Source organism: Mycoplasma aquilae ATCC BAA-1896, assembly GCF_048074525.1.
Classification (GTDB): Bacteria; Bacillota_I; Bacilli_A; order Mycoplasmatales; family Metamycoplasmataceae; genus Mycoplasmopsis; species Mycoplasmopsis aquilae.
In genome coordinates, this window is record NZ_CP182208.1 from 910,168 (window position 1) to 933,998 (window position 23,831).

Consider the following 23,831-nt stretch of genomic DNA (forward strand, 5'->3'; position numbering starts at 1 on the left):
TTATTCCTCCTTAATCATATTTACAAACATTCGAATAACTTGATATTCATCTATAACACTTAATTTTTCCAAAAATGCTTCGACATATAAAAAGTCACTAATCTTAAGTTTCTTGTATAAGTCTATATAATCAAAATAAAACAAATATGCTGAACACAATCCATTTTGCTTTAAGTCGTCATCTACAAGTGCTTCAAAATCTAAATACAAATACAAGCTACTGATTTCACAAAAATTTTTAAAATCAGCTTTTAGTATTCCGTTATTAAACTCATTAAGTTGTTTTAGGCTGACTATCATTTAGTACTTCCTTTAAAATATCAAGTACTTCCAAATACAATGCTTCAAAATTTATTACTTTATCTCAGATATCTAAGCCAAGAAATTCCAAGTCATCAATATATGCTCCATATAACACATCATTAACTTTGCAATAAATCTTTAACATCTTTTGCATTAGAATAATTTCTGATTTTTTCTTTTCTAATTCTAATTGCATATTGTTTTGTAACTTACGAGCCATTAAATATCACAATGCATAATAACTTCATTTATTATCCAACCCATTTACATCATCTTCAAAATCTCTTGATACATAGATTTTTTTATTTTCTAAATCGATTATTCCGCCGTAGTTCTTAATATCTTCGTTAATTTTGATATTGTATCCTTTAGCTTCCAATTCTCTTTTAAATCCTATTAAAGCATCAACCTTAATATCTCTATCGATATATCTAAGTTTCTTGCCCGCAAGGTCTTGTGTAATGTTAATAACATCCTTTAAATTAATAAGTTCATAGAAAAATATTTTATTTTTTCCCTCATCTTCTAATGTATAAGTACCAAGAGCTTGATATATATTTTTATCAGAAATGGAATTTATATAACTTGCTCAATTATTTTCTTCAATTTGAGCCTTAAAGAATATATAGCCTTGTTTTAGTGATAAGTCCATTTTGCTTTTTGAATATAAATAAATTAAAGTTCAAACATTAAAGACGTTGAATTGATATGCGATAAAAGTCAAAAAAGACATCAATTCTCTCCGATTTGAAAATATCTTTTCCGCATATTGTTTTACAGTATCGATATATTCTTTTGTGTGTTCTCTTTTTTGCTCAATTGATAAGTCATCATATCTACTTAAATCCAACATTTCTTCTTGCTCCTTCTAGTAAAAAACTTCAAGCACTGTGTTTATATTTATTCAATAGTTCATCAATGTTTTCTTGCTCGATTTCATCCGCTACATTATGCAAACTAAAAGTTTCAAAATCAAATGCTTTTGTAATTAATTCATCTTTTACATAATCATTTTCATACGGAATTAGGTCCTTATGATACTCATAAAACATTTTAGGAGCCACCATTACCGGTTTATTACCAGCAGTAAAGATAATTACATTTTTTGTTTTCTTATTTTTCAATTCATCAACACTCATTAAATCTTTTTCTTGCTCAGATACATTTTCACTTTTTCCATTAGAATTTGTGGTAATTGATTTTCTTTTAATAATCTTTTTACCAAGCAGTTTAGAAATTGTTTCAAGTGTATTAATCGAATTAGTTTCTAAATAGTAAAGTAATCTAGCTTGATTTTTAATCAATTCATCTGTTTTATCCCTACCACCATATTTTGCAAGCTGTTCAAAATCTTGAAGTACAATGCAGAAAAATATTTTTCTAGAACGTGATATAGCCATTCAATTTGCAATATCAACATTAGGAAGTGAATTGAATTCTTCTAGCATAAATCTGAGTGGAGTTTTTAATTTCCCATTTGATGTTTCTTGTGTTATATCAATTGCATTTTGATATAGCTGAGTAACAAATAGTGAAATAAGAAATCTCATTTTCGTTTTAGCATCATTGTATTTAATGTAAATAGCGAATGGTTGCTCACCTCTTAATAATTCTTTTACATCAAATGTATCATTACTTGTTAGACTTGAAATTTCCGGAGATGCAGCGAAAGGAGCGCATAAATCTGAAGCATTAAATAAAGCTGATGTTAATGTATCTTTATTAGTATTAAAATAAATTTCTCAGCTAGCATAAAGTTTCTTTCATTCATCGTTTTTATATCTATATTTTTTAAGTTTCTCAACCCATTTTCCTTTTTTAAAATTGTTTTCGCTAATAAATTGCATCACATTAGCAATTGAAAAGTCATTTAGTTTAAAATTATCATCTTCAAGTGAATATAGCAGCATAAATTTAAGAACCAATTCAACGATATCAACACCTTTTCTTTCTCAAATATCATTTTCATTTTTATTTTCAGATATAGATTTGGAAACAGCATTCATAACGTCGCTTATACTTTCATATGCACGTGATATTTCATACTGTGTGATTTCATCTTTTGGTTTATTATGAACTTGTTCTCAAGCAAGTTTAAGTGGATTTCATTTAATAGATTTTCTAGTGTCAACTAAATCAAAGACAACAATTTTATATCCATTATTTTTGAGTATATTTCCACTACTTGCTAGAATTTCTCCCTTAGGGTCTGTGATAACTAAATTACTTTTAGACTTTACACTTGCAAGGTACTCAATATTAGGTAATAATATTTTTTGAGTTTTACCACTACCAGCTGTTCCTATCACGATTGCGTGAGTATCATTATCATTAGCATAAAAGCTTCCTTTAATTTTTCCTAAAGCAAAACCATTTACGCCACCTTTAAATATCTTTCTAAATTTATTTCAATTTCCAGTTTTATTTTCTTCGTTATATAATCAGCCCTCGACTTCCTTATTATCCCCTTTTCTGTTTTTAAATTGTGGGAATAGAACAAGATAAATAAAGCAAGCAAGTGAACCAATCAGTGGAATTAATACATTTCAAACTCGATATATATACCACTTATCAACTGTTCAAATGATTTTTACGCCATTTCAAAAGTTAGTTTCTTTTAATACTCACTCCTTAACAACATTGCTTCCCACAACTATAATTTGTAAAATCACAAACATAGCAAAAGTTAATACAAATGGAGTTAGAACAAAACTTAAAAACAATTTTATTATTAATCAAAATTTATTATTTTTCGCTAGCATTAGTTAAGTACGTCCTTTTTAAAATTTCTTATTGCTTGTTGCTTTTTAATTCATAAAGCACGATTAGCTTCTCACTTTCATCTTTTAATAATTCAATCAATTTCACTTTTTCTTTTTTGAGGTACATAATAATCAATGTAATTTTTAGTTTCTAAAGCATCAATTGTTTTACAAATAATATTGCCTACCTGTGACATAAACTCATCATTTTCCTTTTCTATAAATGAATTAACATAATTGTCTAAAAATTCAGATGGATACTCTTTATCTTCAATTTCATTAAGTGCATTCTTATAACTATCAACATAATGTTTAAACTCTTCATTATTTCTAATTAAATAATTAAATATTTCGAATACATTTTGCTTATTAGTTTCACTTAAATTAGCAAATGTTTTATTATCCTTACTATTTAATTCAGCCTTAATTTCTTTAACTTTATTTAAACAAAGCAATTCATCATTAAACATTTTGAGTGAATTCTTTAATTCGTTTTTGATTTCTTTTCTTTTATCTCAAATTTCCTTTTTGGATTTTCTTATTTCATTAATTGAAATTTGATTTGAATTCATCGTTGCAATTGCTTGAACTTCAGCTTTAAACATTTTTTCAAACATAGTTAATGAATATTTGTTAAATGCGCCTTTTGGTCTATATATAAACTTTCCATTTTGCTCAATGTTAGGCAGTTTTTCTCAAAAACTTAAATGAATATGAGGATTTCCGGTGTTACAGTGTATAGCTCAATACCCAGTAATATTATTTGCAGATAAATTATTTTTTCTTAAAAGTGTTGGTAATGTTTTGTTTAAAGCATCATTTCATTTTTCTTTATCAATAAAAAAGTACTTTTCACCATCACTACCTAAATTAATAATCATTTCTCAAATGTGTTGGTCTTTTTTAATTTGACTAAAATCAGTTTTTATATTATCTATAGGTACATCATCAGCTTGTTCGAATAATTTATACGCTCCACTCTTATTGCTTTTTAGATTTTGCTTATTACGAGTGTTATATCAGTCTTTAAATGTTAAATTAGATGCTTTATACATATTTCATAAAGTATCTGTATCAATATCGTCTTGCACATATACAGCATCACTTCTTGCAATGTAGTCAATAAAAGTACCACTTGCATAAAAATCATAATCGTGTACTTCATTTTGCCCTTTAAGCAAACTTTTAGATAATCCTCATTTAGTGAATTCAAAAGATGTGTAATAATTATCCATTTATATCAAAGCCTATTTCTCTAGAAATAACTTTACCAATATTCACTGTTATGTTACTAAATGCAAAGTTATTGTCTTTTTTAATAAGTACACTTATAAATTTAGTGATATCTGAATTGTTATCTAATTCAAAATTAATAAAATTATTTTCAAAGGAGTAATTAATATTTTTAATATTAACGTCAAGTTTAGATGCAATTTTTTTAAAAAACTTAACTATTTCAAAATGTCTTGATTTTTCGTCAATATCATTATTGATATTAATTCATTTATTGTAAAAATCAGTAATATTAAAATTCTTAAAATTTACTCAAACAAAACTTTCTTCTATTTTAGAAATAACTTTCATAAATCACCTTCTATAATCATTTTCTATAACTAACAAATTATCACTAAACAAGCTTCAAGGCTTGAGCTAAAATAGTATTAAATTTATTTAATACTTAAGGATAATTTTTGTACTGTTAGAAACTTTTTAAAGCTAATATATTTATGAACAGCTGACTATTCGCTGTTCTTTTTGTAAAATACTGTAATCCGGACTTGATAAATTTAACTATTTTGTTTTTGTGACTTTTTCAGTAAATTTTATTTTTGTGTTGTGATTTTCTATAAAAGTAACATCACCCGTTCTTTCGAAACCGAGTTCAGTTATATCCATCAGTCTTATGTAAAGAATATTCTAAATCACAACAGTGTTTACACAGTTGTTTATCAATATTAAATTCTTCATCATTTAACATTTTTTCTTCAAGTTCTTCTTTTGTATATGTTTCGAAAACAGGTTTATCTAATTTGTATGAATTTTTTTCAGTGCAAAAAACATCATTGAAATCACAATTCAATAAAACTTCAGAAATCAATTTAAGTTGTTTATATATTGTTACTCTACTAATTCCAAGAAATCTAAATGCTTTGTTAGGTAAGTCAACGTTTTCTAAATCTTTCTTACTACGTACTTTAACTAACATTTTTGGGAAATTCATAATGTAATAAAATTCCCAGCAAATAATAAATTCCATTTAACATCATTATCAATTGAAATATATTTTTCACCATATTTTGCATATTGAATTTCATCATTAACTTTAAATTCTTTTTAGCTTTCTTGATGATTAAATTATTTGCGACTAAATATTTTGTAGCACCTCAAAGTGTATTCAAACTAATTCCGTATTCTTCACTCATTTCTTTAAGTGAAATACATTCATTGTTTTCTTCTTTGTGTTTCATTAGCATTAAAACAAAAAGTACATTTTTTTGTGAAAAAGCAAGCTAAACTCTCTGTTAACACAAACTTTCATACCTTTAAGTGTATTAATAGCTTTATCATTCATATTAACGTAATCTTTAGCATCAAATTTTGTGTTTTCCATAATTCACCTCACTTTTTCATTTACGCAAGGCTTAATTAAAAAGCCCTACTTCTTTTTTGAAGTAGAGCTACACACTCATTTTTCACGGTCCCTAAAAATATTAGTTAAATAAAGGAAAGGAGTAAAAATGAAAACTAAAAGTAAGATTTTTAAACTCTATGTAGTGCCTATTTGTTTCCCTGCTATATCAGGTTTCTGCCTTAATGTAGCACTTAATCATAAAGAAATTTTAAGAATTGATTCTATTAATTATTCTTATACTAAAAAAGATCAAATAATTAAGCACCCTTTTTGGCTTTGCATCTGACAAGTCTTTTCATTTATTTATTCAATCGGGAAACTAGGTGGTCGCCCTACTTTTGACCAAGATCCTGAAACTATTTATAATCTTGATAAATGGAAGTCTATTGATACTTCTCAATTAGAGAACTATTTAAATTATAAGGACCCAAGCTAATTGCAAAAAACTTTTTGTTCTTGCTACTTTTATGCCATTCTTTATTGGCTTTGCTCATGCTTTTTTATCACAATGAGTATTTTTTTAGTAACAAACCATAATATTTATCGCTATCCAACTTGGTCTATTGTTCTTATTTGTATTGTCTGTTTCTTGATGCCTTTCATTTCAGGTATGCTAATTAGATATATGCGTTCAATTATGGCACAAGTATATCTAAATCGAGTTGTAGATATGACTCATGACGAAAAATTAAATTATTTTGTCCTCACTCACTCTGATTCTGATGCAATCAAAGAATATTTAGATACTATTGCAAGTGATCAATTTTTAATTTATATTTCATCAGGTCACATTAATTATTTATAGTAACTATAATTCCCAATCTAACCTCGATAAGAGGTTTTTTCTTTTTTTCTTTACGAGGGCAAAGAAAAAATGGAAGCTAATGTTCCATTCTTTGATTAATATTATTTTTTAGGATCAATATTAGTTTTTAATACTGATAAGAAAGCTTCTTGTGGTACTTCAATTGACCCAAGTTTTTTCATACGTTTTTTACCTTCTTTTTGTTTCTTAAGAAGTTTTTGACGACGAGTTACGTCCCCACCATATAATTTGGCAGTAACATCTTTACGATAAGCTTTAATTGTTTCTCTAGCAATGATTTTTCCACCAATTGTAGCTTGCACAGGGACTTCGAAGTTTTGTCTAGGAATAGCATCCTTAAGTTTTTGACATAGTTCTCTTGCTGCTTCATAAGCTTTTTCACGGTGTGTAATAATTGAGAAAGCATCCACCTTATCACCATTTAATAAAATGTCTACTTTAACTAAATCAGATTCACGATATCCGATTCATTCATATTCAAATGAAGCATATCCTTTAGTAGTGCTCTTTAATCTGTCGAAGAAATCAAAAATGGTTTCAGCTAGAGGCAACTCATAAACAACTTTTGAACGTCTTGAATCAACTGTTTCTAATGCTTTATAAATTCCACGTTTATTTTGACATAATTCCATTACATTTCCAATGTATTCATTAGGCACAAAAATACTTGCTTCTACATAAGGTTCTTCTATTTTTTCAATAAATGTTCGATCAGGGAATAATGTAGGGTTAGAAATCATTTCTACTTCACCTTTTGTAGTAGTTACTTTATATTCTACAGAGGGAGAAGTAGCTATAATTCCTACTTTATATTCGCGATCTAAACGCTCTTGTAAGATCTCCATGTGTAACATACCTAAGAACCCAACTCTAAAACCAAATCCTAAAGCTTTTGAGGTTTCTTGTTCTCAAGTAATTGATGAGTCACTTAAAGAAATTTTTTCAAGAGATTCTTTTAAATCCATGTAATCCCTAGTATCAATTGGGTAAAATCCAGTAAAGACTACTGGTTTCATCTTCTTATATCCAGGTAAAGCTTTATCTGTAGGGTTTTCAGCTAGAGTAATTGTATCCCCAACATGCACTTCTTTAGCATCTCTAATTGCCGCTGAAACTCATCCAACTTCACCTGCTACTAATTCATCCTTCTTAGTTTCATAAGGGTTTCTTACCCCTAAATCAATTACGTGGTAGGCTTGTTCTTCAGCTGGACGAGACATAAAGATAAATCTATCTCCAGTTTTTAGTTTTCCTTCAAAGACACGAATTAGCATAACAACTCCACGGTAAGGATCGAAGTAGCTATCAAAAATTAACGCTTTTAAAGGCTTACTATCATCAGCGTTCTTAGGTGCTGGAATATATTTGACAATAGCATCTAATAATTCAGGCACACCTTGCCCAGTTTTAGCTGAAACTAAAATAGCATTTTCGGTTGAAATCCCAATTACATTTTCAATTTCTTCTTTAACTTCCTCTACATTAGCGCTTGGTAAATCGATTTTATTTATGACAGGTAAGATTTCAAGGTCATTTTCAAGTGCTAAGTAAACATTAGCTAATGTTTGCGCTTCAATCCCTTGAGTTGCATCTACTAACAATAAAGCTCCTTCAGAGGCAGCTAAAGAACGCGATACTTCATAGTTGAAGTCCACGTGCCCAGGAGTATCAATTAAGTGAAAAATATAGTCCTTATATTTAATTTGCACAGCATTAAGTTTAATAGTAATTCCACGTTCTTGTTCTAGATCCATAGAGTCTAAAAATTGAGCCTTTAGATCTCTATTTGCAACAGTGTGTGTGTATTCTAAAATTCTATCTGCAAGTGTGCTTTTTCCATGGTCAATATGTGCAATTATTGAGAAGTTTCTAATCTTGTCTTTGTTCATGTTATATATTTTATATTTTTTCTGTTAATTTTTTAGTAAATTTCCAAATTGGTGTATAATAATGTCAGTGCTTGAGAAATCAAGAATGAGATATCTATAAGGTATCGCTGCTTGCGTTAAATATACACGCCTTTCGCATAATAATTAACTCGTCACGGCGAGTTTTCTTTTTGCACTTTTTTGTCTACACGCTAGTGAAAAAAGTATAAAAAAGCAAAGCCTAAGCTTCTTGTATTCTTATGTACAGTGCAACACTAAAAATCTACACCTAATTTTGTGGCATAGTTTTTTCTGCGATTGTTATTTAATTTTCCGTAGTGAACTAAGTGCTTTTTACTTTTTTTTGAATTTTTCAAACATATCTAGAGCAGATTTTCATTCAAAAATTTTTCTTGGTTTTGAATTAATTTCATTCTCTAATTTCTCCAATTATTTTTCATTTACATTATCAAAATTTGTTCATTTTTATATCTTCTTCTAATTAATCCATTTGCGTTTTCATTGTTTCCTCTTTGAAAAGAACAATAAGGCTGTGCCTTATATATTTGAAAGCCTTTCCTTTTAGCAACAAACTGAAGCTTTTCAAATTCTAACCCATTATCTGCTGTGATTGAATAAACATACATCCCTTCACCTTCCATTATCGTTATAAGTTTTGAGAGTTTTTTATTAATTTCAAATGGGTCCTCTCCGTTAATTTTTATAATTTTAAGAAGTCTTGTTTGTCTTTCAACTAGAGTTAATAAATGATCATGAATTCCTGCTTTTTTACCTATAACCAAATCTATTTCTCAGTGTCCAAATTCACTTCTATCATCGATTTTATGTGGTATAAGTGTAATTTGGAAAGTATATTTATTATGAGTTAGTCTATAAACTTCGATTTACTCTTTGATTTTTTTGCCTTATATCTAGGCTTTTTTAACCAGTCAGACTTTCATTGATAATAGTCTATTCAACGATAAATTGTAGATATTGATGGCATAAAACAATCCCATTTATTTTTAACTTTATGTCATGTTGCCTCGATACTCATTACACTTTTAGAATATTCAACCTTAAAATGTTTAAGGAATTTTGTATATTTTTAATCTATTCACGTAAACGATTTTTTAAAATGATATCTGTGCATAGATATTAAAAATGATTTTTGTGACTCATATTCATTATTAACAGTATTTCGTTTTCACTCCCTTGAAATAGTTGATGGATTTCTATTTATAATTTTAGCGATATCTCTTATTGTGTGATGACTAGTAAAGTACAACACCTCAATATTTTCTCTTTCTTTCCGAGATAATCGTTTGTATTTTCTCTGCATACTTATATAATTATTTAAGCACTCGGTTCGTCAATTAAACAGGGTGCTTTTCTTATGCAAGAAGAAACAAAAACACCCTATAAATATTATATAGGGTGTTGCAATGCATTTAGGATTCCATATGCTTGGCATAAAGCTAGGTATTTTAGTGTTGCAGTGGAAATTACACTCCAAAATCTTAGTATACTAAGATTTTCTTTTAATTTATTAAAATTGTTATATAATAAGTATATGAGAATATATAAAATTTCATATAAAAAATTATGAAAGCTTTTAATAGATAAAGATATTACAGTGAAACAGATGTTAAATTCAACCAATATTAGTTCAGCTACAATTTCGAAAATGAAAAGAAGCAAAAATATCAATACAGATGTTATTGTAAAGATATGTCGTTTTTTTGAGTGTAATATAAGTGATATATGCGAAATAGAAAGGATCGATTATGAAGAATAAGTATATTATAGATTTATTTGCAGGTTGTGGGGGTTTAAGCACTGGATATGAAATGGAGGGATTTAAAACATTAATAGCTGTTGAAAAAGATTTGTGAGCATCAGAAACATTTAAATATAATCATAAAGAAGCAACAGTCATAACAACAGATATAACAAAATTGCATGACATTCACAGTTATTATGACAGTCACATATCTCCTGTGGGTGTAATTGGTGGTCCACCTTGTCAAGGATTTTCATTGAGTGGAAAACGTGATAAAAACGACCCAAGAAACAGTTTATTTATGGATTTTATTAGAATTGTTAAACAAGTTATGCCTCCATTTTTTATGATGGAAAATGTACCTGGTATTCTTTCAATGAAAACAAAAGAAAATATTAAAGTGATAGATATTATTCTTGATGAATATAAAAAAGCCGGTTATAATTCCACTTATTTTATTCTTAATGCAGCAGATTATGGAGTCCCTCAAACACGAAAAAGAGTTATTTTTATTGGCATTAGAAATGATATTCCATATTATCCAGATGAATTAAAGCCAGATGTATTATTTAATGAAGATAACTATATTTCAATAGATTCAGCAATTTCTGACTTAGAACCAATCAATGCAGGTGAAGGTGCTGAAATATCAAAATACAAAATGCCTCCAAAAACAAATTTTCAAGTATGGGCACGCGAAAATTCTACTGATGTATATAATCATGTTGCAATGAAACATACGCAAAGAATAATTGATAGATTTAAAATAATTCCTAACGGCTGTTCTTTAGCCGATGTCCCAAAAGAACATATGCAGCGAAAACGGGGTAATATTTCCGAAATTAGTGGTAAGGTGTATGCTCAAAATAATATGCGACCATATGGGGATAAGCCATCACCTACAATTGCTGCTAGTTTTCAAGGAAATTTTATTCACCCCCACTTAAATAGAAACTTTACTGCAAGAGAGGCAGCAAGATTACAATCATTTCCTGACTGATATGTATTTCAAGGTAAAAGAACAACTATGTCATGGGAGAAAAATCTTTCGCAATATCAGCAAATCGGAAATGCGGTTCCTCCATTATTGGCTAAAGCAATTGCTAAAAAAATCAAAGAATATTTAATTAAATATTTAAAATAGTTTTTAAGCCTGCCTGACATAGGTAGGCTTTGTATTTTTTTCTAAAAATATATAATTATTCTATGAATAAAAAAACATTATACCCTCATGAAACTAATTTATTGAATAAGGTCAATAGAAATTATCACGGCAAAAAAGATCGAATAAGTGATTTCTATTATAATGAATATTTACCCTTTAGAAAAAAAATATCAGAATTAAATAAAAAAATAAAAAATGAAGAATACTTCATAGATTTTTCAAATTTATGTTGAAATTACTATGCGAATCTAATGGAATTTATAAAAGAAAATAAAATTAAGTCACAATCAAAACTGGATTCTAGTTTTTTAGAAGAGCTCAGTATATATTTATTTGAAAATTTAGATTTAATACATAAAAATTCATTTACTGTATTTAATAAAAAAATATTTGCAGGGCTCAAAATTTCCAACGATAACTCCTTTGACGTCTTGACTAAAGATGTAGATTTTTGCATAGGGCGCAAAATAAACTTACAATTAAGCACCAAGTCAAAAGAAATTATATTTCCTTTAATTTCAGTTGAAGTAAAAACATATGTTGATGCAACAATGTTAGGTGAAATAATGTCATCAAGTAAAAAAATAAAGTCTTCGACTCCATTTTCAAAATGTTTTGTTTTATGTGGTTACGTTGATTTTGCAGAATATCATTTTTCAACAGTTGAACAAGATTCATCAATAGATCAAATTTATGTTCTTAGAAAGAATTCTACTGATACATTTGATTATAGAGCTTTCGCAGAGTACTATGAAGATGTTTATAATTTTATTTATCTCTTTTTTCAACATAATAAAAAAATAAAAAAGACAGGAAGAATGCTTCATAAGTAATGCATGGATTACAGATTTTAAAATAATTAAAAAATATCCAATCTTATTTGGATATTTTTTAATTAATAATTATCTTCTTTTCATTGTAGGGAATAATAGAACATCTCTAATTGAATCTTTTTCAGCAAGTAACATAGTTAAACGATCAATTCCAATTCCACATCCACCTGTAGGAGGCATTCCATATTCAAGTGCTTCAACAAAGTCTCAGTCAATATCACTAGCTTCATCATTTCCATTGTTCTTTTCCTCAAGTTGTTCTTGGAAACGTTGTAATTGGTCAATTGGATCTGAAAGCTCTGTATACATGTTTGCATATTCTTTAGTGTTGATGAATAATTCAGCACGTTCAGTAAATCTAGGATCACTTCCTTTAGCTGTTAGAGGAGATATTTCAATTGGGTGTCCATAAACAAATGTAGGTTGAATTAAAGTTTTTTCAATTAATTCTTCAAATAGTTCATTAATAATGTGACCTAATTGATGGAATTTTTGTACTTTAATTCCGTATTTGTTTGCAACTTCTTTAGCTTGCTCAAAGCTAATTTCTCTAAAGTTTACACCAGTCGCTTTAGAGACTGCTTCGACCATATCAACTCTAGCAAATGGTTTAGTTAAATCAATTTCTACACCTTTGTTTACTACAGTTTCTTTACCTAATTTTTGTGCAAGTCTCTTGAATAATTTTTCAGTGTGTTGCATCATACCTTCAAGGTTTGAGTAAGCTTCATAAAATTCAATAGAAGTAAATTCAGGGTTGTGAGTTGTATCAATTCCTTCATTTCTGAAAATACGTCCAATTTCATAAACTTTATCAACACCACCTACTAGTAATTTTTTAAGAGGAATTTCGGTTGCAATTCTAAGCACAAATTCTTGGTCTAAAGCATTGTGGTGAGTTGTAAATGGTCTAGCTGAAGCTCCGGATAAATAGTCGTGTAAGAATGGAGTTTCAACTTCCATGTATCCTTGTTCATCAAAATATCTTCTAATTTCGCTAATAATTTTTGTTCTAGTTCAAAATGTCGCCATTGATTCATCATTTACAATTAGATCTACATATCTGTGACGATATCTTTCTTCAACATCAGCAAGACCATGGTATTTATCAGGAAGTGGTTTAAGAGATTTTGTAAGTAACTTAATATTTTGTGCTTTAACTGTAACTTGACCTGTGTGAGTTTTCATTACAAGCCCTTCAACATAAATAATGTCTCCAAGGTCAAATGAAGCTACTAATTTTGCTAATTCTTCACTGTGTTCTTTCTTATTAAAGTATACTTGCATTTTTCCATGGTAGTCCTTTAATAAGATAAAAGGCCCTCTCATAGTTAAAATTCTACCTGTGATAGCCACGGGAATAGCTTGTTCATCTAATTCTTCTTTACTTAATGCATTGTATTGAGCTTCGATTTGGTCAGAATATGATAATTCTTTTAATCCATCTGCTTTAGCAAAAGCTTCAATATTATTTTCTTTATAAAAATCTAACTTGTTACGTCTAATTTGTTCTTGTTCAGTATATTTTTCCATAAAATATCTCCTAAAATAAAATAGTATTTAAAGTATACATTAATTTGTTTTATAATTATATTAAATATATAATATTTAAAAGGAGACGCGCTATGGTTAAAAGCAATCGCAGTTATGTTGTAAACCTACTGCTTTCAATCTTCCTAGGAGCATTAGGAATTGATCGTTTATACGGTGGACGTATTGGATTATTCCTTCTTAAGCTCTTTACTGGTGGTGGATTTGGAGTATGGTGATTAATTGACCTTATCCTAGCTGCAGCGGGAATGCAAAAAGATAACCAAGGCCTATACATTAAACCTTAGTTACAAAATAGCCTAGGGGTTCCTAGGTTTTTAATTTTGCCTTTTAGGCCTTGGTACAAGTTGCAAACAAAAAGCCAGCAAGCTGGCTAGATGTTATTCAGCTCAATTCAATTCTTTTGGATGAACTGTTTTGTTATTAGTTTTAATTTTAGAAATTCTACCTTTTTTAACATAGAAAATTCTATCCGCAATTGGTTCAACTAGTGGGTTGTGGGTAACCATAACAATTGTTGTTCCATACTTTTTATTAATATCATATAGGTATGAAAGTACAATTTCAGTAGTAGCTTCATCAAGCGCTCCAGTAGGTTCATCAGCAAAGATAATTTCTGCATTTTTAGCTAACGCTCTTAAAATTGAAATACGTTGTTGTTGACCACCTGACATTTGTGAAGGAAATTTATTTTTAATATCAACAATATCAAATTCTTCAAATAATTGGTCAATATCTAGTTTCTTTTCCTTATCAGTTTGTAAGAAAGCACCTGTTTCTACATTGTCATAACCATTAAGGTTTTGTAATAAGTTGTAGTTTTGGAAGATAAAGCTTACGTGTTTTCTTCTAAATAAAGTAAGTTGAGTATCACTCATATAAGGTAAGTTATCATCACAAACAATCACATCACCACGTGAAGGACGATCAAGTCCTGATATTAGGTTTAGAAGAGTAGATTTCCCTCCTCCTGACTTACCAAATATCATAACGAATTCACCTTTTTTGATGCTTAAAGAGATATTTTTAAGCACACGAGTAACATTGTTTCCGGCTAGATAGTATTTAGATACATCACGCACATCTATAATGTTACCATCAAGGTTTTTCAGGTCTTTATGATCATCTTTTGGTCTCTTCTTGCTAGCAGCTTTTCTAAGTTTCTTAGCAATTGATCTATCAACAGTTATTTTATTAGCACCACCATCAGCATCTAATACTTCAAAAACGTTTTTAACAGTAATCTTAACGTCAGAAGTTTTCTTAGTTAAGACTACTTCTTCTATTTGTGTTTCTAGAGTGTTTTCTTGTGTTGTATTGTTTGTTGTAGTAGTTGATTCGTTGTTTTTTTCTTCTGGTTGTAAGTTCATTATTTTCCTTTCAATAAATCAATCGCTTTAATCTTGTTAAGTGCGATTCAAGCTAATGAAGCTGTCACGATAAATACAAATAGGATAACTCCAATTGTTAAGAAGGCATTTGCAGCTGTTATTGCAAGTGGGATAGCAATTTTGGCAGCATTCGTTAAGAATGCACTAAAGACTGAAATTAATCCGTATGCAATTGGCAGTGAAATTAGAATTGAAGTTACGATAAATGGTATATAGATACCAAAGAATATCTTAAGTTTTTCTTTTTCATTGTATCCAAGAACTGATCAAATAGCAATGTTCTTTTCGTTTTCATTAATTAAGATTGTTGAAATGATAATTAAGATCACAATTGAGACAATGAAGGTTAGGATTGAGATAATTGTAACAACTATTTGTACTGTCTTAGCAATTGTCATTGTATAGTTAACTTCAATGTCCTTAGAATCAATTGAAGCTGCACTAGGTACATAAAGTTTATCTTCAAAAATTCGTGCGAATTTTTGAATGTATTTGGTTGCATCTGCTTTAGCAGTGATGTAACTTTCTTTTAGTGCATTGACATCAGCACTACCACTATAGGTAGGGTTAAAGAATTTAGCAATTTGAACATCGCTATATCCAATATTACGCATTGCACCATTTACTTTTGAGTTTTCAACTGTTGTAGTTGAGCCAAATATTCCATCAAATAATTCACCAATTGATTTACTTGTTAATCTTTCGGTGTCAAATGAATCAATACTTGCTCAGTAACCACTAATTGAGTATAGTGAAGCAGAGTTTAGAATTTGCATTGGTAGTGGGTTATTTGATAATACCCCATTAAATGCAGCTCCATTGTTATATGCTGGGTTATAAGTAATATTATTGATTCCAATAATTTTATCTGCAGCTGCTTTAGGAATAATAAATTCATTATTAATGTATGAAGGGTTAATTCCAGCTACTACAAATTTATAAGTTTTATTTCCAAGTTCTGAATTTTCTTGCCCAATTTCACTATTGATCTTGTTTTGGTAGCGATCTATAGTGTTATTAGCTTTAATTTCAATACTTTGTCCAATTCATAATCCATATGATTGGGCTACCACTTCATTAATAATTAAAGGAATGTTGTTGTCATCTGGATTTTGGTTGTATTGATCATTAATCTTCTTAAGTAAGTCTTCACCATTGGTTCCAATGATTTTAACTTCTTTAGAGTCAGGTAAGTAACCATATAATCTAACATTTTGATTATTTGATTTTTCTTTGAGTTCTTTATTCTTGATAGCTAAAATGTTAGCATCTACATAAGTATAGATTTCATCATAAATAGGGTTGAAGTATAATCCACCAAACGAAATGAAGAAGTCATTAATTGTTTCAGCTTTAGGGTCCTTAGCAATCGCTTTATCATTATTTTCTGCTATTGTTTTATAACCTTGCACTAAGAATTCTCTATATGGATCTCTATAGTTTGTTGTATTGATTGCTTTCATATCGTAACCAGTACGTGAGCTATTTAAGGCCATGTAGTAGAATTTTCCTTTCATGACATTATCTTTGTCAGGGAAGTATTCAAAGAAGCCTTCTAGACCAGTAATTGAAGTTTTATTTGTGTCAACTTCACCATATTGATCATATACAATACCACTTTGGGTTTTTTCTAGAGCTTTTCCTATCTTATCTCTTACCTTAAGGATACGAGATTTTTGTGAGTCAGGTAATGAGTTATAAACTGAAGTTCATGGATCGACTCCTACCACAGAGTCAATAATGATGTTAACTGAGAATTGTGAAATAACGTGTCCATCAAACTCATTTGGATTTCCATTCTTGCCAAGAATATTAACAGCTGTTGAATATCCAGGTTTGAAGTAGTCTGATTGATATTGATCTAGCTCAGAGATATCTCCAATTGGCACATATAAATTATTTTCTAAGTTATTTGATTGATATGGATTAATTGGTCCACCTTCTAAAGTAGGTGAATACAAGTCAAATCTATAGTTGTAATTTCTATTTTGGTAAGTCTTATTAATAGATTCCTCAAACACACCAAAAGTTGCAAATCCAAATAGGGTTGTTAGCGAAGTTAGAATAATACTAATACCAAATGAAGATAGTTTTCAAAAACTATTAAATACCAAGGAAGCTGAGAATTTAACTTTAACATTTCTCTTCTTAAAGGCTTGCGCATATTTCTTGTACACTTCTCCAGTTGCCACTTCGACAATTCCACTCATTAAGTCAATTGATTTAAATCTTAATGAACGTAATGAAACAATAATGATTAATAATGACATAGCAAAGAGAGGTACAACTATATTAACTAGTAATGAGATTCAAGAGAATGTCAATGTCTCAATTGGCACAGTTCAATAGTTATCTAGAATCTTTATACCTACCCCTTGGAGTAAGAATCCAGTAATGTATCCTAAAATGTCTCCAATAAAGATAGTAAAGAAGGCAAACACAGTCATTGATAGTGAGATTTCTAAAGGAGTATATCCTTGAGCCACTAAAATACCAATAACCTTGTTTTTGTTTGAGATGTAACGTTTAATAATAAAGATAATTGAGATTGCAACTAGAATAACTAGAATTGAAAGAAGCACTTTAGCTGAGTAATCAACTGAATGCACAATTCCCTTCATAGCTGTAATTCTAATGCTTCTTTCTGGGTTAAGCATGTCTAGTTCATCATCTAAAAATACCCGTTGGAAGTCATCTTTATTAATTGTTTCAGCTTTAATGATCTTATCTAGTTCATTTTTTAAAGCTACATTAGTTTTAGCAGTTGAGTTTCTTACAAGTAAGTATTCCTTAACTACGTTTCCTCTATATGCTTGCTTAATTCTGTCAAATCCTTGTGAGTTAACATAAACAATTGCTTGAGATTTAGGGTTAAGTTGTAAGTTGTTTTCATCAAGCACTGGATAAATATTATCGTAGGTTAAATCATCTCCAATAATAATATATTCAGAACCATTAACACTAATCTTGTATTCTTCTGGTAATGCAGCAACTAGCGCTAGCATTTGGTTAGGATCTTTTGGTAAAGTACCATTAAAGATCTTCTTGTTATTTCTTTGTAATCAAGCGTAGTTAACTTTAGCTATATATGAACCAACTTGATCATATTTAAGAATGTTAGTTAGCTTATTAACCCCTGTGATAGTGTTCAAAGTCTTAAGCATCACATCTATTAAGTTAACTTCAAATGGATTATATTTAGCACTTGTATCATTTTTAGTTTTATTAAGTCAGTTATATAAAATGTCATTATCTATAGCTAATGAAATGTCTTTTTCACGTTCAAACACTGGGTTAGGTACACTTCTTTTAACTGAAGCTTGAATTAATTGATAAATATAATCAGGATTTTGAGCAATTAAACTTTCGTAGTTAATAATCTTATTAGCCACTAAATAAGCTATATTAGCATTGTTTTTAGCTAAATCACCAACCTTATTTGTATCTGTTAGATATCAAACAATAAATTCAGGGTGATTCATGACTAAAATGTTTGAGAAGATTAAATCAGGAACTCCAAGAGCAATTAAAGAAGGCATCTTATTGTAGTTAGTATCAATTAAGAAGGCAATGTAATTAAAGTTAGCTTGAATTGCTTTATTAGCTAAAACTGAGTTAATAAAGGTATATATTGCATTTGAGTCAGCATTGTCATATTTGTAACTTGTAAAATGCCTATCATCCTCCGCAACTGTTGGAGCCTCATTTGTAGGCTCTAAAGTAACTTTAGTATATAAGTGTGATGAACCAATATAAGCAAATGCTTTAGTAATATTGATTTCATTTTGCTTGATAAATTCAGCAAACTTATTATTTTGAGCCACAAATTGAGCTAAAATAGGATTCTTGTAGTTTCCATTTTCATCTGTAGCAAAGAAGTAATTCTTCATTTCAAAGATATTAGCCATTGATCTAGTAATTCCAAATCCAGTAGTTTCATATCCAATAATATTACTTGCTGAAGGTTGGAATAAGTCAAAGCTATTGAAGCTATCTAATACTTCTTTATTATTAGCTAAATCAAGTAAGTTGTTAGCAAAGGCAATCTTTTCATCAAATGTATACTTGTTGCTTAAATCTGAAGCAAAGATTGAAAGTCAGAATTTATATAGTAAATATCCTGTTCCAATTGCAGCAAAATCATCGCTATTTACATTATTAGGTTTAAGGAATTTACCTAAGATTTCTCTTAATAATTGGTAGGTTTGATTTTGTCCAACTGGTACTACATTTTGATATCAAGTAATGATATCAGCTAGAGAAGAATTTTGGCCAAGTGTAGGATTAATAGTACTTTGTCTTAAGGCTTCAAAAGCTGCTTGCATACTATTAAGTTTACCTAAGGCTTCAGGAGCTTTAATAATTGGATTATTTCCGTCAATACCTAAGATATCATGGGCTAAAGCTTTATCATTATGATCTAGTTTTGTATAGTCAACTTGGCTAAGTAGCCCTTGGTCTAAGGCATATTTGAATCTTCTAATAAAAGTATAAATTGAATTAAATCCATATCTATTAAATGGAACTGAGCTAACTGCTGTAGCAGCAGGAGCGCTATTTTCACTTGTAGCAGGTTGGCTTGGTGTGCTTGGAATAGCTCCAAGTAAATCAAAGTATCCTAACTTATCAGTATCAGCAGCTGGAATTGTTAAATATCTATCCCCACTGATTTTTATACTTGTACCCTTATCTGATAGGTTTAAAGATCTAATTAATTCTTCTTTAAGACTTCTATTTGAACCTGGAATTGAGAATAGTGCTTTAAGTGTTGCATAAATATAATCGATATTTGAAAGAGAATCAGCTAGGTAGAAGTAGTGAGTTGCAACCCTTCTATCTAAAATAAAGTTATATGTAAATGAGCTTAATTGGAATTTTTCAAGTTTAAGTTTAGATTCCAAGGTATCAGCAAACATATTAATATCAAAGGCGTCAATTAAATATTTAATTCCATCAAGTACATTTTTAAATTGATCTTTAGTTCCTTTGTAAGCATTAACTTTGTTAATAATGTTATTTACAAAAGGAGGCATGTTTTTAAGCACATAGTATAGAGGATTATTATTGTCTTCACTATTTTGAATAAATTCAAGATTAATGTTGTTAATAATTTCTTTTAATCCTGTTTTGAAGGTATCTTGATCAATTGATTTAAGTAATCAAATAATCATTTGGTGTGTAGAAAGTTTTCTTTGTCTTTTAATTATTCTAGGTTGGCCAGTTTCTGGGTCATTAACTGTTTCTTCTTTAATCTTGTTATATTCATCATTTAAGAAGCTAATAATGCTATCAGTATACTTAACAAAATCTATCGAATTAATAATTTTAATTAAACTGTCAATAAATTTAACCGGATCTCTAGTAATATGTACTAAAGCTTGAGGAGTAATGTATTGAGCTAATGTATTTTGGCCAATTAAACTGAAGAAGTTGTATAAAGTTTGGATTTCACTTTGTAAGTATTTTTGTTGTTCTTCAACGGTTGATTGTTGTAAGACTAAAGCTTTGGCTTTAGTAAAAATACCAGTTAGGATTTTGTTAACATAATCTCCATTAATATTGTGAGAAAGCTTGTATAAAACATCAATGATAAGTTTAGGAATAATATTTAGGTTAATTTGTCCTGAAGCAAACACTCCAGCAAAGTCATTCTTATCAAAAGTATATTGAGCTGCATCTGTAAATGCGTAAACAGCATCCTTGGTTAAGAACCCTTGTTTAACAAGGTCCATATCTAATAATCCTTTTTGGATATTTTCTATAGCCTTATTCATTGTTTTTTGATTAATAGCTTCATTCATAATTTCAGCTAGAGGAGCTCTAAATCCAAATGGCACATAAACCACGTTATTAAATTCTGAACTCTTTTCTACTCATCCATTTGGATTTAAAGTAGCTTTAAGTACTAAATTATTAGCTTTTAAGAAGTTTAAAATATCATTTGCTGAAATTAATCCATTTTTATGTTTAGCAGTTTCTTCAGCATTTGCTGATGTTGAGAAGTTAACTGGAATATTTGTTCAGTAATCTATATTTCCATCTTTATTATAAACAGGTTTAACTATGTAGTAATAGAATCCATAGTTAGATTTGTAAGTAGTAGCAGTAATTCCTAGATCCGCAAACTTATTAAATTCACTTTCTGGTGTATTACTATTTGCATTCTTAACAAAATTTGCTAACTTATAAATCTTTTGTCCATAAATAGTATTTGATGGTTTATTAGGATTATTGTAATCTACTACAACAAACTTTTCAAAACCATAGTCACTCTTGATATAAGTTGGTGAAGGTACTACGTTAGAACCTGCATTGTATAAGATAATGTAAGAAACGTAGTAATCAAGTTGTTTAGTTTTAAAGAAATCATCGATTTCTAAAGCCATACCATTTAATCCAGTAGGCTTATCTTTTTCATTAATTAACTTATTAATATTATTGGTAATTCCATTAATTTGTTCTTTATCATTTCCGACATTGATAAATTGGAAAACATTTTTTTCTTGTGTTTTTTCATCAAATGAATCAATAGTTAATTGTTGCTTAATACCGATGTTATCAGCTCCAACTTTTTCTTTAACTTTGTTATAAATATTTTGTTTAACAATTGCTAAAGCACCATTTTTAATTTCATTAAATGTATCATGTAAAATGTTTTTATTTACCAATCTTGTATAAGCATTATCACTTAGTGTATTTTCATCAAAGTGTTCAATAAAAGCAATGGTTCTTGGTTGTTGGTATCCATAAGCATTGTAATTAGGAATTTCAGTTCCACTGTGGTCATCAAATCCAGGCACAGTAAAGGCATCAGGTCTATCTTTAACTACTTCTTTTAATTGACTTGAAAGCTTATCATATAGAGCTTTATATTGGTCATAAGTAGGATTATTTAATTGCTTAATTTTAACTTCATATTGATCTAGGATTGCTTGAACTGCTTCAATCAATTGGCTGTATTTAGCATCTGTTTTATTATTGTTAATAAAGTCTTGCGCTAATATTACAGTCTTATTAATTAAGCCTTTAACAAAGGCTAATTTTTCAGCATCAACTGTGGCAACACCATATTGTTGGTTTATAGGAGCTAGCATTAAAGGTGTTTTTAAGACTTCATCTTTAGATACAATTGGTTCTTGTTGAGATACCAATTCAGGGTCGCTACTTATAAGCTGCCCATTGGCATCATAATTGTAAATGTAGTTTGAAATATTCTTTGATCAGTATGAGAATTCCTTAAATCTAGCAGGAATTGTTTCATTACCTTCAGGGTTACTTTTAATTAAGTGTTCCATGAAAGCGACATAAGCACCTTCTCATTTATCTTTGTATTTAATGTAAGTAGATTCATAAACTTTTCTTTGGTAGTAAGTTACTGTTTCTCTTCTAGCAGCCCATTTTAAAGGCACATTATATACTTGACCTTGATTAAACTGGAAATACTCTTTTTCTACAGTAGTTACATAATCTTTATCTTTTCCAAAGATTTGTTCATAAGCAACAGAATCAGTTAATTTAGTTTGCATTAATTGTGCTACTGAAGCATTTGCAATATCGTTTACTATTGTTGGCTTAACATTATTGTCTTGTACAAACACTAACTTTTGATCATTGTAAGGCTTAAATCCTAATGTAGCAATAAATTCACTAGGTTGTACTTCAATCACTGGAGCTGTTTTCTTTCAAGTTTGACCTTTAATTAGATCAAATGTGATTTCTTTTGTAAGCACATTAATAAACATTGTTGAAACTTGAGAAAGAATTTTACCTTCTGAGGATTCAGTTACATAAGCAATATCGCTAATTTGATATTGCTTGTCAAAATGAAGTTGTGTATCTGAAGTAAGTTTGACTTCTTTTTTAGATGGGGTAAACGCACCATTTAATTCTTTAGTAAATAAATCTATTGAGTAATTAGAAGCAAGAGTAAAGGTTTTTTTAGCTTGGCTGTAGTCTAACTTAAGAACGCTGTTTTTAACATCGTCACTTTTAAGCAAGTTATACATTTTAATAAAATCAGTTTTTTTAATATAACCATCAGCATAATTAGGATCATCGATAAAGTTTTTAAGTGGAACAAAATCTTCCTCGACTTTACGAAGATCAATAATATCTACAGATTTCTTATAATTATCATCAACATATAAGATTGGCTTATTGTAAGCTTCTGGCAATGCATCAGCTTGCGCTAGTCCATTTATTAAATAACCATCATTATATGCTTTGGCATTTGTTGATAAGTTTAAGTCTATGGTTAAATCATGTGAAATAGACTTATCCTTAATTTTGTTATATTGCAATTTCATCGATTGCGCTGTATCATGTAGCAAAGTAAAAATCCCAGATGTTAGAAACACCAAGATAGTTAAACCTGCTACAGTAGCTTTATTTCTAAATAAAGACCTAAAAACTTCTTTAAAAAGGTTTTTCATATCTCTCCATTCTTTCTTGCTTATAATTTAATATATTAAATTATAGCTATTTTTTTGCTAGTTGGCTTTTTGCGCCTAGGTCACACCAAAACCAAAACAAAAAATAAAAAAATAACTTTTAGTCCTATAAATGAGGAATAAAAGTTATTTTATAATAAAGAACAGTAATAAAAGAAACCAATACGTTAGAAGTTTTTGTTTTGCGCGAAGCACTAAATTAGTACTTTAGCGATGCTTTTGTGATATTTTTGCTAGTTTTCATTTTGTTTCAAATTTCATTATTTT

20 protein-coding genes are annotated in these 23,831 nt (G+C 29.2%); 6 read left to right on the forward strand and 14 right to left on the reverse strand.

Features of this window, described 5'->3' with window-relative positions:
• From ACM0IS_RS03860 to ACM0IS_RS03895, 8 genes are all read right to left on the reverse strand, one after another.
• On the reverse strand, positions 1-300 hold the full coding sequence (locus tag ACM0IS_RS03860; protein ID WP_416756192.1) for a hypothetical protein: 300 nt from the start codon (positions 298-300) through the stop codon (positions 1-3).
• The gene (locus ACM0IS_RS03865; protein ID WP_416756193.1) at positions 275-1,156 is read right to left on the reverse strand and encodes a hypothetical protein; all 882 of its coding nucleotides are present in this window, start codon (positions 1,154-1,156) and stop codon (positions 275-277) included. Before ACM0IS_RS03865 ends, ACM0IS_RS03860 begins: the two co-directional genes overlap by 26 nt.
• Complete coding sequence (locus ACM0IS_RS03870) at positions 1,140-3,065, reverse strand: type IV secretory system conjugative DNA transfer family protein (protein WP_416756194.1); 1,926 nt, start codon at positions 3,063-3,065, stop codon at positions 1,140-1,142. Before ACM0IS_RS03870 ends, ACM0IS_RS03865 begins: the two co-directional genes overlap by 17 nt.
• A complete protein-coding gene (locus ACM0IS_RS03875; protein WP_416756195.1) occupies positions 3,065-4,300 on the reverse strand; it encodes a hypothetical protein in 1,236 nt (411 codons plus the stop codon). The genes ACM0IS_RS03870 and ACM0IS_RS03875 overlap by 1 nt, the downstream gene beginning before the upstream one ends.
• Positions 4,293-4,649: a hypothetical protein gene (locus ACM0IS_RS03880; RefSeq protein ID WP_416754288.1), complete on the reverse strand. Its 357-nt coding sequence runs from the start codon at positions 4,647-4,649 to the stop codon at positions 4,293-4,295. Before ACM0IS_RS03880 ends, ACM0IS_RS03875 begins: the two co-directional genes overlap by 8 nt.
• Positions 4,650-4,764: 115 nt before the next feature.
• Positions 4,765-5,286, reverse strand: a complete 522-nt coding sequence (locus tag ACM0IS_RS03885) for a hypothetical protein (protein ID WP_416756196.1) — start codon at positions 5,284-5,286, stop codon at positions 4,765-4,767.
• Positions 5,261-5,533 carry a hypothetical protein gene (locus tag ACM0IS_RS03890; RefSeq protein ID WP_416756197.1) on the reverse strand — a complete coding sequence of 91 codons (273 nt, stop codon included), beginning with the start codon at positions 5,531-5,533 and terminating at the stop codon, positions 5,261-5,263. Before ACM0IS_RS03890 ends, ACM0IS_RS03885 begins: the two co-directional genes overlap by 26 nt.
• 5 nt (positions 5,534-5,538) lie before the next feature.
• Positions 5,539-5,676: a hypothetical protein gene (locus ACM0IS_RS03895; RefSeq protein WP_416756199.1), complete on the reverse strand. Its 138-nt coding sequence runs from the start codon at positions 5,674-5,676 to the stop codon at positions 5,539-5,541.
• A 127-nt stretch (positions 5,677-5,803) separates the two neighbouring features.
• Between ACM0IS_RS03895 and ACM0IS_RS03900 the strand changes: the two genes are divergently transcribed.
• Complete coding sequence (locus ACM0IS_RS03900) at positions 5,804-6,133, forward strand: hypothetical protein (protein ID WP_416756200.1); 330 nt, start codon at positions 5,804-5,806, stop codon at positions 6,131-6,133.
• Positions 6,134-6,289: 156 nt separating this feature from the next.
• Complete coding sequence (locus tag ACM0IS_RS03905; protein ID WP_416756201.1) at positions 6,290-6,502, forward strand: hypothetical protein; 213 nt, start codon at positions 6,290-6,292, stop codon at positions 6,500-6,502.
• Positions 6,503-6,603: 101 nt separating this feature from the next.
• On the opposite strand, the gene lepA is transcribed toward ACM0IS_RS03905, so the two are convergent.
• From lepA to ACM0IS_RS03920, 3 genes are all read right to left on the reverse strand, one after another.
• Positions 6,604-8,412 (reverse strand): translation elongation factor 4, encoded by a 1,809-nt coding sequence (lepA, locus tag ACM0IS_RS03910; protein WP_416756203.1) that lies wholly within the window; start codon positions 8,410-8,412, stop codon positions 6,604-6,606.
• 440 nt (positions 8,413-8,852) lie between these two features.
• On the reverse strand, positions 8,853-9,296 hold the full coding sequence (locus ACM0IS_RS03915) for an IS30 family transposase (protein ID WP_416756656.1): 444 nt from the start codon (positions 9,294-9,296) through the stop codon (positions 8,853-8,855).
• A 203-nt stretch (positions 9,297-9,499) separates the two neighbouring features.
• Positions 9,500-9,865 carry a helix-turn-helix domain-containing protein gene (locus ACM0IS_RS03920; protein WP_416756658.1) on the reverse strand — a complete coding sequence of 122 codons (366 nt, stop codon included), beginning with the start codon at positions 9,863-9,865 and terminating at the stop codon, positions 9,500-9,502.
• 99 nt (positions 9,866-9,964) lie between these two features.
• Between ACM0IS_RS03920 and ACM0IS_RS03925 the strand changes: the two genes are divergently transcribed.
• The 3 genes from ACM0IS_RS03925 to ACM0IS_RS03935 all read left to right on the forward strand — a co-directional run bounded on the left by ACM0IS_RS03925 (position 9,965) and on the right by ACM0IS_RS03935 (position 12,172).
• Positions 9,965-10,189 (forward strand): helix-turn-helix domain-containing protein, encoded by a 225-nt coding sequence (locus tag ACM0IS_RS03925; protein WP_416756204.1) that lies wholly within the window; start codon positions 9,965-9,967, stop codon positions 10,187-10,189.
• A complete protein-coding gene (locus ACM0IS_RS03930; RefSeq protein WP_416756205.1) occupies positions 10,179-11,318 on the forward strand; it encodes a DNA cytosine methyltransferase in 1,140 nt (379 codons plus the stop codon). Before ACM0IS_RS03925 ends, ACM0IS_RS03930 begins: the two co-directional genes overlap by 11 nt.
• 62 nt (positions 11,319-11,380) lie before the next feature.
• Positions 11,381-12,172, forward strand: a complete 792-nt coding sequence (locus ACM0IS_RS03935) for a Bpu10I family restriction endonuclease (protein WP_416756206.1) — start codon at positions 11,381-11,383, stop codon at positions 12,170-12,172.
• Positions 12,173-12,241: 69 nt separating this feature from the next.
• On the opposite strand, the gene lysS is transcribed toward ACM0IS_RS03935, so the two are convergent.
• On the reverse strand, positions 12,242-13,705 hold the full coding sequence (gene lysS, locus ACM0IS_RS03940) for a lysine--tRNA ligase (protein WP_416756207.1): 1,464 nt from the start codon (positions 13,703-13,705) through the stop codon (positions 12,242-12,244).
• 92 nt (positions 13,706-13,797) lie between these two features.
• Here lysS and ACM0IS_RS03945 point away from each other — a divergent pair, with 92 nt between their 5' ends.
• Positions 13,798-14,010, forward strand: a complete 213-nt coding sequence (locus tag ACM0IS_RS03945; RefSeq protein ID WP_416756208.1) for a TM2 domain-containing protein — start codon at positions 13,798-13,800, stop codon at positions 14,008-14,010.
• 93 nt (positions 14,011-14,103) lie between these two features.
• Here ACM0IS_RS03945 and ACM0IS_RS03950 read toward each other — a convergent pair whose 3' ends face one another.
• A complete protein-coding gene (locus tag ACM0IS_RS03950; RefSeq protein WP_416756209.1) occupies positions 14,104-15,093 on the reverse strand; it encodes an ABC transporter ATP-binding protein in 990 nt (329 codons plus the stop codon).
• Positions 15,093-23,546 carry an ABC transporter permease gene (locus ACM0IS_RS03955; RefSeq protein WP_416756210.1) on the reverse strand — a complete coding sequence of 2,818 codons (8,454 nt, stop codon included), beginning with the start codon at positions 23,544-23,546 and terminating at the stop codon, positions 15,093-15,095. The genes ACM0IS_RS03950 and ACM0IS_RS03955 overlap by 1 nt, the downstream gene beginning before the upstream one ends.
• Between the last annotated feature and the right edge of the window lie 285 nt (positions 23,547-23,831).